The 14,078-nt window shown below is 53.6% G+C and carries 11 protein-coding genes; 3 read left to right on the top strand and 8 right to left on the bottom strand.

Translation table 11 applies throughout. The features are described 5' to 3' along the window. Position 1: 1 nt before the first annotated feature. The 4 genes from qoxC to NSQ80_RS02655 form a co-directional block, all read right to left on the bottom strand. Positions 2 to 598 (bottom strand): cytochrome aa3 quinol oxidase subunit III, encoded by a 597-nt coding sequence (gene qoxC / locus NSQ80_RS02670; RefSeq protein WP_009223973.1) that lies wholly within the window; start codon positions 596 to 598, stop codon positions 2 to 4. Next, a complete protein-coding gene (gene qoxB / locus NSQ80_RS02665; RefSeq protein WP_009223972.1) occupies positions 595 to 2,568 on the bottom strand; it encodes a cytochrome aa3 quinol oxidase subunit I in 1,974 nt (657 codons plus the stop codon). The genes qoxC and qoxB overlap by 4 nt, the downstream gene beginning before the upstream one ends. Before the next feature lie 24 nt (positions 2,569 to 2,592). Next, positions 2,593 to 3,534 carry a cytochrome aa3 quinol oxidase subunit II gene (qoxA, locus tag NSQ80_RS02660; RefSeq protein WP_323078889.1) on the bottom strand — a complete coding sequence of 314 codons (942 nt, stop codon included), beginning with the start codon at positions 3,532 to 3,534 and terminating at the stop codon, positions 2,593 to 2,595. Between the two features lie 539 nt (positions 3,535 to 4,073). After that, positions 4,074 to 5,048 (bottom strand): diaminopimelate dehydrogenase, encoded by a 975-nt coding sequence (locus NSQ80_RS02655; protein WP_009223970.1) that lies wholly within the window; start codon positions 5,046 to 5,048, stop codon positions 4,074 to 4,076. A 314-nt stretch (positions 5,049 to 5,362) separates the two neighbouring features. Here NSQ80_RS02655 and NSQ80_RS02650 point away from each other — a divergent pair, with 314 nt between their 5' ends. Continuing rightward, entirely contained in the window at positions 5,363 to 7,072 is a 1,710-nt protein-coding gene (locus NSQ80_RS02650) for a copper resistance protein CopC (protein ID WP_339301253.1), read from the top strand. A 36-nt stretch (positions 7,073 to 7,108) separates the two neighbouring features. Beyond that, on the top strand, positions 7,109 to 7,882 hold the full coding sequence (locus NSQ80_RS02645; RefSeq protein ID WP_339301251.1) for a YcnI family protein: 774 nt from the start codon (positions 7,109 to 7,111) through the stop codon (positions 7,880 to 7,882). A gap of 84 nt (positions 7,883 to 7,966) precedes the next feature. Here NSQ80_RS02645 and NSQ80_RS02640 read toward each other — a convergent pair whose 3' ends face one another. Further along, positions 7,967 to 9,196: an SLC45 family MFS transporter gene (locus NSQ80_RS02640; RefSeq protein ID WP_009223967.1), complete on the bottom strand. Its 1,230-nt coding sequence runs from the start codon at positions 9,194 to 9,196 to the stop codon at positions 7,967 to 7,969. Positions 9,197 to 9,209: 13 nt separating this feature from the next. Next, positions 9,210 to 9,938 carry a glycerophosphodiester phosphodiesterase gene (locus tag NSQ80_RS02635; protein WP_036644434.1) on the bottom strand — a complete coding sequence of 243 codons (729 nt, stop codon included), beginning with the start codon at positions 9,936 to 9,938 and terminating at the stop codon, positions 9,210 to 9,212. Between the two features lie 349 nt (positions 9,939 to 10,287). Between NSQ80_RS02635 and NSQ80_RS02630 the strand changes: the two genes are divergently transcribed. Next, on the top strand, positions 10,288 to 11,208 hold the full coding sequence (locus tag NSQ80_RS02630) for an IS1595 family transposase (RefSeq protein ID WP_339301249.1): 921 nt from the start codon (positions 10,288 to 10,290) through the stop codon (positions 11,206 to 11,208). A 441-nt stretch (positions 11,209 to 11,649) separates the two neighbouring features. Here NSQ80_RS02630 and NSQ80_RS02625 read toward each other — a convergent pair whose 3' ends face one another. Beyond that, on the bottom strand, positions 11,650 to 12,210 hold the full coding sequence (locus NSQ80_RS02625; protein WP_036644562.1) for a flavodoxin family protein: 561 nt from the start codon (positions 12,208 to 12,210) through the stop codon (positions 11,650 to 11,652). Between the two features lie 153 nt (positions 12,211 to 12,363). Next, complete coding sequence (locus NSQ80_RS02620) at positions 12,364 to 14,070, bottom strand: hypothetical protein (protein ID WP_339302154.1); 1,707 nt, start codon at positions 14,068 to 14,070, stop codon at positions 12,364 to 12,366. Positions 14,071 to 14,078: the final 8 nt, after the last annotated feature.

Genomic DNA, 14,078 nt, shown 5'->3' with positions numbered 1-14,078 from the left:
GTCACATCAGTCCTTTCAAGTATACAAAGCTGAAGATGAAGATCCAGACCACGTCCAGGAAGTGCCAGTACAGCGAGAAAATAAACGATTTGTTCGCCGTATCATGGGTAAACCCTTCGCGTTTCACCTGAATCATCAGCCCGCTGCCCCACAGCAGCCCCAGCGTTACGTGGGCGCCGTGCGTCCCCAGCAGGACGAACAAGCTCGACAGGAACGCACTGGTTTGCATCGTTGCGCCTTCATGAACGTACGTAACGAATTCGGTAATCTCGATACCAAGGAACCCGAGGCCCAGCAGCAGCGTGATGGCGAAGAACGCCATAAACGGTTTTCTCAGCCCCAGACGCATACTGTGTACCGCCAAGCCGCAGGTAAAGCTGCTGGTCAACAGCAAGAACGTTTCGCCCAGCACCGGTCCGATTTCGAAGATTTCCGCTCCGTTCGGGCCGCTGCCGGTCCGGTTCCACAGCGTCAGATACACCGAGAACAGCGTGGCGAAGAGCACGATTTCCGCGCCCAGGAACAGCCAGAACCCAAGAACCCGGTTACTGTTCTCTTCCGTTTGATATTCCAAAGGCAAAGTATGATCTACCTTCATGCGTGTTCACCCCGCAATCCTGCATCCGTGTCCAACCGATTGGCCAAAGCCTGCTCGGTTTTGATGATTTCGCTGACCGGAATATGTCGGCCGTGGTCGCGTTCGAACGAACGTACCGCCAGCATGACGAGAATCCCCAGGCCGGCGATAATCGCCGGTACCCACCAGCTAAAGACCATAAAGAATCCGAAGAAAAAGAAAATCACACCCAGGATAAACGGTTGACCGCTGTTGTTCGGCATATGAATCTCTTCGATTTTATCCGTATACAGCGATTTACCCGTTTTCTTCGCTTTCCAGAACGGATCGAGCGAATCCACTTTAGGCACAACCGCAAAGTTGTACTCCGGCACCGGAGAATGCGTGCTCCATTCCAGCGTACGTGCGTTCCAAGGATCGCCGGTTTTGTCCCGCTCCGCATAACGGAAGCTCCAGTAAATGTTGTACACCAGCACGATAAACCCGATGGCGAGCCCCACCGCACCGATCGAAGCGATCAGGTTCAGCGGACCAAAGCCTGTGCTTTCCGAATAGGTATACATCCGCCGGGTCATCCCTTTCAAACCAAGGAAGAACAACGGCATGAAGGTCACGTTAAAGCTAATGGCAATAATCCAGAAGGCCAGCTTGCCTTGACGCTCGTTGAGCCGGAAACCGAACAATTTCGGGAACCAGTAATAGAACCCTGCGATCACCGCGAATACGGTACCTGGAATCAGCACATAGTGGAAATGCGCCACCAGGAACATCGTATTATGGTATTGATAGTCGGCGCTCGCCATCGCCAGCATGACCCCGGTCACCCCACCGATCGTAAAGATCGGAATAAAGGCGAGGGAATACAGCATTGGCGTTGTAAATTCGATGCGCCCTTTTTGCAGCGTAAACAGCCAGTTGAAGATTTTAACCCCGGTTGGAACGGCGATCGCCATCGTCGTAATCGAGAAGATCCCGTTGACCATGACGCCGTGACCCATCGTATAGAAGTGGTGCGCCCATACGATAAAAGATAGCAGCGAAATAACGATCATACTCCATACCATGGATTTATAGCCGTACAAGTTTTTGCGTGAGAACGTCGAAATGACTTCACTGTAAATCCCGAAGGCCGGCAAAATAACGATATAAACCTCCGGATGGCCCCATACCCAGAACAGGTTGGCCCAGAGCATATCCATCCCGCCGTTGGCCATCGTAAAGAACTGCGTACCAAACAGGCGGTCGAACATCATCAGTGCCAGCGCCACGGTTAATACCGGGAACGCAAACAAAATAATGATGTTCGTAATGAGGATCGACCAGGTAAACATCGGCATTTTCATCAACGTCATACCTGGTGCGCGCATTTTCAGGATCGTTACCAGGAAGTTCACTGCGGTCATCAGTGTCCCAATCCCTGCAATTTGAATCGCAATCGAGTAATAGTTGTTACCTACGCTCGGGCTGAACTCAACGCTGGCCAGCGGGAAATACGCCGTCCAACCGGCATCCGGGGAACCCCCGATGACGAAAGAGATATTAAACAACATCGCCCCAGCGAAAAACAGCCAGAAGCTGACGGCATTCAAACGTGGGAATGCTACGTCACGCGCGCCGATTTGCAGCGGGATTACGACGTTCATCAACCCGACAACAAACGGCATCGCCATAAACAGGATCATGATGACCCCGTGTGTCGTAAAAATTTCGTTATAGTGCTGCGCATCCAGCAGTCCGTTCTCCGGTACCGCCAGCTGCGCCCGCATGAGCAGCGCATCCACGCCGCCGCGGAAGAGCATCAGCAGTGCGGAGATGATATACATGATGCCGATCCGCTTGTGGTCGACGGTCGTTAACCATTCGCGCCACAGCCAGCCCCATTTCTTAAAATAGGTTAATCCGATGACGATCGCCAGCGATACAACAACGATGCTGACCATCGCGCCATAGATCATCGGCTCACCCGTGACGAAAAATTCGTCCCATTTCATGTTCAGGTACTCCCTTCCCGTTGATTAGTTATGCGCTTCGTGTCCGCTAGATTCTTCCGTCATGTCCATGTCGGAGTGGTCCATCGTAGAGTGGTCCATCTCCTCGCTTCCGTTCTCGCCGCCATGATTATGGCCGGCGTTCTCCCCTTCCGGTGCAGGACGGAAGTCCAGATGGGTCGAGCTGTACGTTTGGCGGCCAACATGCGCGGTCTCCAGCAACTTGTCGAACTCCGACTCGGTCAGCTCAGGAGCGGTGTCCTTCACTTCTTTGACCCATTTGTCATATTCCGAAGGCGCCATGGCCAGCGCTTCAAATTCCATGTGTGCGAAGCCCTCACCGGAGAAGTTGGAGTTCTTGCCCATATACGAGCCTTCATGCTCGGCAACGATGTTCAGCGTATTCACCATATCGCTCATCGCGTATTTCTGTCCCGCCAGCTGCGGAATCCAGAAGCTCGTAATCGGTCCGTACGAATACAACCGGAACTCCACTGGACGGTTCGTTGGGAAGTTCACATAGTTAACGGTCTCGATCCCTTCCTCCGGATAGCTAAAATGCCATTTCCAGTTGGAGGAAGCGGCGTAAATCACGAGCGGCTTTTGATCCTCATAGCCTTTCGGCACTTTTTCTACAGCCGACGTACTGCGGACGGTCACAACCGACAGCACCGCTACGATAATGATCGGAATCGTAATCCAAGTGATTTCCAGCCATTTGCTGCCTTCCACATGCGGCGGTTCGTAGTCCGGCGCTGCTTTGGAAGCACGATATTTCGTTAACATATAGATGTACAGCGTGTAAACGACCAGCAAAATAAAGGCCATCGTTACAATCGAAAAAATGATGACTTGTGATTGGGTCTTGGCCACCGGACCTTTCGGGTCTAACACCGTCAACTGATTACACCCGGTCAGGAGGACAAGAAGGGCTGAAAATAAAGCTAACAGCAACCCTTTCCTTTTCATAGGATACCGATACCCCTTTCTTCATTGTGAACACCATCCCCCAAGGCTTCGGGAATGGCTTCGTTCGATCAGCTACTTTTATGTTAGGAAAGGGGGGATTGAATAACAATTCATATAGAATGTTAATTATGTAAAATTATTACATTATATAGTGTGACTTTTATCCTTTACATCGCATAAAAAGTTGATTTAAGACGATTTTCGGCCATTATCCGGAAAAATCGGCGATTTTGATAATTGTTCACAATGCGGTCTCAGCCTACCAGAGTTCGCAGAATTGTCATAGATAATCCGTATTTTGTGATTCGGTTCACAATATTTCGTGTTACGTTTTGCTTCACACCCCCACATCTCCCCTTGATATCAAGGGAGAGTGTGACGTTTTCGTGACATTTTTGATTGAGACCAAACAAAGAGGCTGCCCCTAAGCAAAACTTCCCTTGCCTTCAGGACAACCTCTTACCTCAATATTTATGCTATTTATCGCATAGATAGACGAAACAAATGAAGCCGCGCCCGCTGTATGCGGAGTCTTCTGCCTACAACAGCTCTTTACGCAGTTGCTCCGGCGATTTCGGCGACAACAGGCCGAACGGAATATCGAAGACTGTTTTCGCCCCCGACTCTCCAGCTTGCGATAGCTTGTACGCTGCGCGGGCGTATGCAACCAGCACGCTAGCCGTAAATTCTGGATTGCTGTCCAGCTTCAGGCTGAACTCGATCAGCTGCGTGCTGTTTGCGCCGGTCCGGCCGCTGCGCAGCACCATACCGCCGTGCGGCATCGCGGAGTGGTTCGCCTTCAATTCTTCCTCACTAATGAAGTGAACAATTGTGTCGTAATCCGCAAAATAGTTTGGCATCGACTTGATCTCCTGCTCAATCTTCGCCAGATCCGCCCCTTCCTCCGCAACGACGAAGCATTCGCGTAGGTGTTTTTCGCGAGTGGACAATTCTGGATTTTCGCCTTGGCGCACACGCTCAACCGCCGCCTCAACCGGAATCGTATACTGAACGCCGTTCTTCACGCCCGCCACGCGGCGAATCGCATCGGAGTGCCCTTGGCTGACGCCTTTGCCCCAGAACGTGTAGTCTTTTCCTTCCGGCAGCACCGATTCGGCCAGAAGCCGGTTCAGCGAGAACAAGCCAGGATCCCATCCGGTCGAAATGACGCTGACCGTTCCTGCTTTCTCCGCTGCTTCGTTGACTTTTGCAAAGTATTCTGGAATTCTCGCATGCGTATCAAAGCTATCGACAGTATTAAACATCGCCGCCAATTGCGGCCCTTGCTCCGGCAGATCTGTAGCCGACCCGCCGCACAGGATCATTACGTCGATTTCACCTTTATATTTTTCAATTTCGGAAATATGAACCACGCCGCTAGCGGCTGCCACCTCGTCCGGTTGTCTGCGCGAAAAAATCGCTTTCAGTTGAAAATCGGGATTCTGTTTCAGCGCCATTTCCACGCCCCGTCCCAAATTTCCGTAACCTACGATACCGACATTAATTGTTGCCACTTAATATCCCCCTTCATTATGGTCAAACTCGTCATAACCCATAGACTAACCCCCATTGTAATTGACCCTAATCATTTTTTAAATAGTTTACATGCAAGGTTAGTGTTTTTGTTTAAACATTCTGCATATTTGTGCAAATCTTTTTACGTTTTATGCAAATCTTGGCTAGCCGAGCTTCACAAATCAGACACAATTAGACAGAGATTAGGGCGCGATATGGCCCATTCTAGTCATACTCAGGCGTAATTAATCCATGTAAAATGGTAATCATTGTGAGGAAGCTCATAGACTATCTGAATTGAGGATGAATTCGATTGAAAATATTTCTTCGTAAATGGACATGTTTCGCGGTTGCCGCTTGCATCATCCTTCTCGTACTAGCACCAACTTCTGCTTTTGCCCACGCGTATGTCGTTTCTTCCAATCCGGCGGCAAACGAGACATTAGATACGTCCCCTGAGATGATCGTCATCGAGTTTAATGAACCTATTGAGGCAGGCTTCCATAAACTCGAGGTCATCGGTCCAAACGGAGATGACGTAACGGATGGAGAAGCGGAAATCGATCCCCAGAAGCCGTCCCGGCTGACCGTCTCCTTGCAGCCGAATTTGCCGGAGGGGCTGTATACGGCAAAATGGAACGTGGTTTCCGGCGATGGACACACCATCTCCGGTACGATTCCGTTTCAGATCGGGCGCGGCGATCAGGGCATGGAGAGCGGGCCCCCGGTCCATCCAACGACGGATAGTGGCAGCTCGTTCCCGGGCTGGAGCCTGCTGATTGTCCGCTGGTTATTTTATGGCGGAATGGCGGGCTATCTTGGGGCGGTCGTCTTTCATGCGTGGCTTCTTCCCCGTCTGGACAATGCCTGGCCCGAACGTTTGAAGCGGCGCAGCCGAGTCATGTGGCTGAGCGGGCTGATCGCTTCCTCCGCCGGCATTCTGCTTAGTTTGCCGCAACAAACCGCTGACGATGCAGGCGGGGGATGGAGAGAAGCGTTTGATCCGGCGCTTTGGCGGCAAACGCTGGTGTATACAACCTTCGGGGAGGTCTGGAAGGTTCAGCTCTTGTTGCTGGGAGGCTTGCTCTTGTGGACGCTGTACCTGCTGCACGCCAGCAGAAGCACCCGGCCGCCTCAGCTTCCGTTGCTTGGAGCCATGCTGTTTGGCTTGGGGCTGCTGCTCTCCAAGGCATTCATCGGACATGCTGCCACGGCAGACCTGCGAGGACCTGCCATAACGGCGGACTTCCTGCACTTGGCCTCATCGTTGATCTGGTTGGGCGGTGTTGGCGCTTTAGCGTTTTTGCTTCCGGCAGCAACTCAGCCATCCGCTAAAAAAGAAGAGGCCCGGCATTCTGCACCGTCGCAACTTCCCCTGTCTTGGCAGACGGTTCGGCGTTTTTCCATACTCGCCTTCATTATGGTAGCCATCCTGTTACTCTCTGGCGTGTATGGGAGCTTGCTGCACGTGCCAACGCTGTACTCGCTTACGCATACGACGTATGGTCTTGTACTGTTGGCCAAAATTGCCCTGACCCTGATCTGCCTGCTGCTCGGAGGTTGGTCCTTCCTGCGCGGAAGACAGGCAAGAAAGCCGCTGAGCACCGCCGGCGTATGGACCGAATTGGGGACTGGACTGGCTGTCCTTCTATTAGCTGCTGTCCTGGCGAACTTGCCCACGGCTGCTGCATTCCCCGGTCCCGCTGCTCTGACCCATCAACTGGATGACGGGACAAAGGTCACGATCCGCGTAACTCCAAACGTCGCAGGCACCAACACCTTTCAGGTGAACGTGCTGGGTCCGGATGGACAACCCCGCAACGATGTGGACCAAGTGACGCTGGAGTTGACGTCAAAGGAGATGGATATGGGCACAATAGAAATCCTCTTCCCCGGCGGCTCCCCTCCCGAGGTGAGCGAATTGATTACGATGGGCGGCCGTTGGAACGTACACGTCCATATTTTGACGAGTTCACTGGACAGTTACGATTACGATACAGAGCTGGTAATAGGAAATCCGTAGAGAGGTTATCAAACTACGATCAAAGGAGATTTAGCCATGTTGAATCCAATATTTAATTTGAAAAAAACGTTTTGGCGTTACGCAGCCGGTTCCGCTATTGTGTGGGTCCTGACTTTCGCTTTCTTCACCGCCACGGCCGGCGCACACGTAACGGTTAAGCCAAGCCAATCCGCCCCGGGAGCCTGGGAAACCTACAGCCTGAAAGTACCTGTTGAAAAAGACGTCAACACGGTGAAAGTCGCGCTAAAGATCCCAGAAGGCGTCGCCTTCAAACAGTACCGTCCCTTACCGGACTGGAGCGTAGAACTGACGATCGCGGAAGATGGAACGGTCACGGCCGTCACCTGGACGGCCGAAGGCGCTGGCATCGGCCCCGGCGAGTTCCAGCAGTTTGAATTCGTCGCGCAAAATCCCGGCGAACCCGAGGAACTGGCCTGGGACGCCTTCCAATATTACAGCGACGGCAGCGTCGTGGAATGGACCGGCGCGGAAGGTACCGATCGGCCCCATTCGCTGACGGTGGTGAGCGCCGCGGAAGGTGCCGCGGATAGTGCCGGTTCCCACGGCGGAGCGGATGCCGGGGCAGGCACCACGGAGGACGCCGGGCATGATCACGGCAGCGCCAATGAAGGTGCTGCAGCCAATACTACGGAATCGAACGGTTCAGACACCGAAGCCTCCTCCGCGCCCCTGTCCAACGACAGTGGCAGTGGTTCCTCGGCCGGCACGACGGCCCTTGTACTTTCGGCTTGCGCGCTGCTCGTATCGCTGGCCGCTTTAGGGCTGGCTCTACGCGCTAGACGCAAGTAAGCCTAATTCAAAAAAACAGCGAGTCTCCCAAACGCTTCGCCGCGCTGGGAAACCCGCTGTTTTTTTACATAACAGAGACATCGATTATTTCATGCCGATGGGCGCCTGATCGAACGGCTCCTTACCTGAGCGCTGCTGCTCCCGGGGGATACCGAACAGGCAGCACAGCGCCAGCAGCATCCCCGCGGATGCGCTGATGAACAGCGCCGGATAACCAAACACGTCGATCACCCAGCCGAGCAGCGGAGGCGACGTAATCGCGGCCAGGGACGAAACGAAATAATAGATCCCCGTACGCGTCCCGATGCTCTCCTCCCGCCCGGTGGAGACAACCCACGGGTAAGAGTTGATGTTGATGCACGCCCAGAAAATGCCCCCGACAATAAGCAGCAGCCGCAGCCACAGGACGGAATCAACGAAAATCATGACGCCGAAGACAACAAACAATCCGGCAACTCCGGTGGAGATGATCGCTTTTTTCCCATAACGAGCTCCCAGCCAACCGCTTGGCAAAGCAAATAACAGGAACGCAAGCGAGAAGAACGTCAACGAAAAAGAAGCTTCAGCATCGCTCATCCCAATCTGCTTGGTACCATACAACGTGAACAATGCCTCAACGCCTTGATAGGCCACAAACCAGAAGAAGATGGCCCCCAAAATCAGTACCGTCGTCTTGTCAAGCTGGTCCTTGATGCGAATCTGCGGTTTCGGGTTCTCTCCGGCCGCGTTGTTCCCGGCGAACCCCGTCACGAACGCTGCCGCTGGTTCACGGATAACCGTCTTCAGTACGAACAAACAAATTAACATAACAACTCCGGCAAACAGAAACGGCATATACGAGCCGATCCCGTAGAGCTGAGAGCCGATGCCAAAGGCCAGCACTGAGCCGATGCCGCCCATGAAGTTGATAATGCCGTTTGCTTTGGTCCGCTGCGGCTCCGGCGTAATGTCAGGCATAAGTGCAACCGTCGGCGCGCGGAACAAGCTCATCGACAAATTCATTAACACCATGAACAAAACAAGCGTCACAAACCCGGTATGCCAAGGGATCAAAGCCGCAAACACAGCACCTAACGGCATGCCGATCAGCAGATAAGGCATCCGCCGTCCGTATCGGGTATTCGTCTTATCACTGCGGTGTCCAATCCATGGCTGCAATACAATGGCGAAATAATTATCGATCGTCATCATAAACCCGATCATCGCGGCGCTCTTCAAATAGTCGTCCAAAAACAGCGGAACAAACGCATTGTACAGCGCCCAGGTCAAGCTAATGCTAAAAAAACCGAGACCCAGCAGCCATGTTTTTCTCATCCGTTCACGCTCCTTATTTGGCCAGCAGTTCTGCCAAGCGGTCCGGGTAATCGGTAATGATACCGGCCACGCCTGCCGCGATCAGCGCCTGCATCAGCTTCGAATCGTTTACCGTAAACGGATGATAAACCACTCCGTTTGCCTTAGCTTCCGCCACCAGCTCCGGCGTCAGCGCATATTGGTAAGCGTGGAGCGCCTCCGCGCCCACCCGCTTCGCATAACCCCACGGTTCATACAAGCCTTCCATGTACAAAATGCCGGTACGGATGTCTGGAGCCAGTTTTTTGCATTCGACCAGAGAATAGTGATTAAAGCTGGAAATGATGATCCGTTCGCTTAAGCCAAAGCGGCGTACCGTATCCAGTACCTTTTGCTCGATGCCGGGGTACAAGACGACGCCGGTTTTCAGCTCGAGGTTGACGATCGTGTCCGTGTTCCGAACTAGGTCCAGCAGCTCCTCCAGCGTCGGAATGCGTTCGCCCGCAAAATCCTCGTGGAACCAGGAGCCCGCCTCCCGTTGCTTGATTTCGGCCAAAGTCAAATCCTTCACCCACTCCGGCGTTCCTGCCGTCCGCTGCAACGTCTCGTCATGGATCAAGACCAGCTCCCCGTCGCGCGTCATCTGCACGTCCGTTTCGATACCGGTCGCCCCGAGCTCCAGCGCTTTGGCAAAAGCCAGCATCGTGTTCTCCGGGTAATACCCCGCAGCTCCGCGATGCGCAAAATTAATAATATCGCTCAAAAGGATCATCCTCCCAGGCATTTATTTAAAATTAATATTAAACATTCCCCTACTATAATCCTGCATTGTTAGGCCTGTATAAAAAAGCACCCCATAGCGAGATCGATAAAGGGATCCTCTCGCTGCGCCTCTTTGCACGATTATCCCCTTTGCTCAGAATTGGGAAATCCATGAACGGGATTGAAATGAGGTGGCCCGTGGAGCTGATCATTCCGATTTTTACGAAGATAAGATGGTTATCTGGGATTTTTTTCTTGATTAACGAACATATGTTTGATATAATGACAAAAAAAGAGAACGTACGTGCGTATTTAGTGAACTAGAGGAATTTGAATTGGAGGGATCGGACTTGGAATTAGGTATGAATCCGGAGCTTCAATCTATCAGCAGCCGTTTTCAAAGTGAGGCCGACTGCATCGAGGCGATCATCGCTATGAAGTGGCCAAACGGCTTCGTCTGCCCGCGCTGCGCTTTTACCGAATGTACCCGCGTGTCCTCCCGTCGCCTTCCTTTGTTTGAATGTGGAAGATGCAGCTATCAAGCCTCGCCTTTGGTTGGCACCATATTTGAAAGAACTCATCTGCCCCTGGTGAAGTGGTTTCAAGCCTTGGAGCTGTTCCTGCTTCCCGACGGCATCTCGGCGCTCCGTTTGAGTCAGGTAATCCAAGTTACCTACAAGACCGCTTGGCTCATGCTGCACAAAATCCGCCATAGCCTCAGCGAATGTGATGCCCGAAATCTGCTCTCTGGAGAGGTAAAGGTGAACCGCGATCAGTATGGAACGGATCCCAACCGTTTTCATCCAGTTTCTCAACCTTATGCCACCGCAGTCGTCGCCGGTTGCACGGTAACTGAGTCTGGTGAACCCGGGCGAGTGAAGATCCAACTGGTATCACATAAAAGAGGAAGCGAGCAATGGGCTACCCGGTGCGATCTCGTCGCGTTCATCAACAAACATGTAGACGTCCATACCTCAACCAAGCGGTGGTTCCCTTTCGTTTATCGGATGTATCTGCCCTTACGGAGAGTCGTGAGACAAGCAAGGGACTCGATCAGACGCACGTATGTCGCCTTGGGGTTAACACATTTGCAGGCGTATTTGAATGAGTACACCGTCCGCCGTCACCTGCGCATGTCCTGTTCCGAGGAAGAGATGCGCCAGAACCTGCTACAGATGTGCTTGTCCATTCCTGCGATCCCTTACCGACAGTTAATCACACGCCACCAGAACGCACGCCATCGGAAGCCGTTCCTTGCAACAGCGGCGTAAATTGAAACGCTCGGGGCATTAAACTTGTCTTTATAATCTGGATCTGGACTTGAACTTCTTGTCCTCTTCAATCTGAATTTCACTTTCAATTCTGGACGATCTATTACTTCCTTTAACTTTTGTAACTTGCCTTCTTGCCTCAGCTTCAATCTGCCATATTGGTCATACTCCTAGGTCGTATTCCTAGGGCTATCTTAGGTTTTTTACGATTAAGTAAGGACTTAGCTCTCAACTGCTTCAAAGCAGGCTATTCTCCTCAGACAAAGCGCTTTTTCGTAACAACGATTTCTCTTTCTCTACTGCCTGATTCAACGGGATAATCATGAAAAAGAGGGCGGCTGCATAGGTTCCTACCTATCTTCGACAAAGGGAGCATAAGAAAAACGTGCCGCTGCAAATGCAACCGCACGTCGGTCTTCCATCTGTCTATGAAAGTAAAGATTAGGAACGATTCACCGCCAACGGCTCGGCTTTTCGCAGCTCGGCGTTTAGCGCCGCAGCCTCGCGGATCGCCCGGGCGTCCTTGAAGATCTCGCCCGGTCTGCTGGCTTTGCCGATCACATAACCGGCAAACGGTAACCCCACGAAATCAAACGTGTACTGCAGCTGTTGAATGAGCGGCAGCGCTTTGATCCGCGGATTATCGCCGCCGACCACGACGGCATAGGCTGTTTTGGCCGCCATCCGCTCTTTAAAGTTGAAACGGACATCGCGCAAGCTTTGCGACCAGCGATCGATGAAGTTCTTCATCAAGCCGGATGGCCCGTACCAATATACCGGCGTGGCGAAGATCAAAATATCATGCTCCAGCACCTGCAGGATCAGCTCGTCGTAATCATCGTCCACGGGATCGAAGCCGCCTTCGTCGTGCCGTTGATCGTGGATCGGTTTGATTTCTTTCTCCCGCAGGATGATATTCGTATAGGGTAACCCCTCTAAAACCAGCCGCGTCAGTTCCTCCGTGTTCCCTCCATTCCTTGCACTTCCCTGAATGACAGCAATGCGCATTCCCTGCACTCCCCTCCGAATTCTCAAGCGAAACTTCCCGAAGTTGCGCCTGCTTTACGCCTATTTATTGTTATGCGACAGGCATCTGAAATATATGCAATCTTCATAAGTTTATGGCGTTTTTTCGGGAAACGTGCAGGGGGTTGTCTAATGATACGTAGGTAGAACGACACCGGGACCTGCCAAAGCTTCAGCAGAAGCTGACTTTGGCCCTGATCCGGGACTAGAAACCGCGCTATCCCGATTCAATCGCCAAACCTCGTTCCCGCCGAGGTTTACCGGATAAGCTCGGCCCCCAAATTCCAGCAGACCCTCCACCGTCCGAACGCTCATCCCGATGAGCGCTTTAGGCTCACCGCGTCGATCGGTGACGAGACGGGTCCCGTAGGGAAACCGGCAGTACGGCTCCCCGTCCCGGTATACGGTGCTGCCTTCACGCGTATTGACCAGCTCGAATACCGTGCCGTCCACTTTCCGGGCATACGCGGTTTCCTCGGCCGGTACTTCCCCGTGATCCATCGGATAAGGCAGCAGCCCGGTGAACCACAGCTCTTCCTCCGGCGTCGGCAGGATGCCGCACAACCGCTCCACATAGTCGAGCAGACACAAAATCGCAGGGGAGTAGGTCTCGGTGAAGCCTTCCTCTCCCGTCCAAGGGCTGAGGCACTGGGCGAAACGCTCCATGCGGGCCATCGCCGACAGAATCGGCTGCAGTACCCAGGTTAGCTCCACATGCCGCCCGTGGTACTCAAACGCATGCGGAGCACGGATTAAGCTAAGGAAGTTTGTCGTCCCCGCCCAGGTGTTGTAGGCCGACGACGGATCAAACCGCGGGTCGTCCATGGCAATCGAAGTGAAGGGATACTTGGCAAAAAACTTCCGCGTATTCAGCAAATATCGTCGCAGCGACGAAGCGAAAAATTCCCCGTCCCCCACCTCGCAAGCCAATACGCGCAGCAGCACGTCAGACTGGATGCGGACGAACTGTCCGCTCGCGTCCACGTCGTAGAAGAACCCGTCTTCCGCATCATAGCAATGCTTCATCAGGCTGGACAGGCTCGCCTCCGCTTTAGCTGCCCACTCCGGTCCTGCTGCCGCCCCCAGCTCCGCGGCGATGGCCGCCAAATAACGCCGTTGACAGTAGACGTTAGCCGTCAGATCCGGCGCCAAAAACGGCAGCACCGGCGAGTCCGGATCGTACCGGCGCGGGTCGCCCAGATGCGACGTATCCGGCACATGCCAGAAGCGCGGAGATAGATCATGCCCCGTATCGAACGTGCAAAACGCCTCCACGCAGCCCGTCCCCCGCGTATCACGGAACGCGGCCAGCCAGGCGTCGTGCCGCTCCATGGCGCGGTACATCTTGTCCAGGAACTCCCGGTCCGCCCGGCCGTTCAGGCGGTAGTGGTTCCATACCGAGCGGGCCAGCGGCGTGACCATCTGGATTTGCCGGTATGCCGGTCCCGAGCCGGTCACCTTGTAGGGCATGAGGCCATCGGAGCGTTGGTAATCGGCAAACAAGGTGAAGGTCGCCTGCGCCACCGATGGCACAAAGCGGCTGAGCAGCTCGGCATTGATCGTGCCGGTGCTCTCCAGCCAAGTGCCGAGGTACACGCCGCCTTCATGCAGCACCGGCACGCCGCTTACCGACGGCACGATGCAATCGAGCAGCTTGCGCACGCCGGCGTAATAGACCCGCTCCAGCGGGCTCCCTTCGTTCGCCGCGAATTTGACGCCCGAAGCGGCAAACTCCTCCAGCACGGCTTGATCCGTGCTCTTACGCAAACCTTCTCCGCTTACAGCTGACGCAACCTCCATCTTGCGCAACCGCTCCAACACGCCCATCTCTCCCATTTCCCCCA

The sequence above is a fragment of the Paenibacillus sp. FSL K6-2441 genome (genome assembly GCF_037964765.1).
GTDB lineage: Bacteria > Bacillota > Bacilli > Paenibacillales > Paenibacillaceae > Fontibacillus > Fontibacillus phoenicis.
Note: the sequence above shows the minus strand (reverse complement) of the source record. Positions and strands in the feature narration are given on the sequence as shown.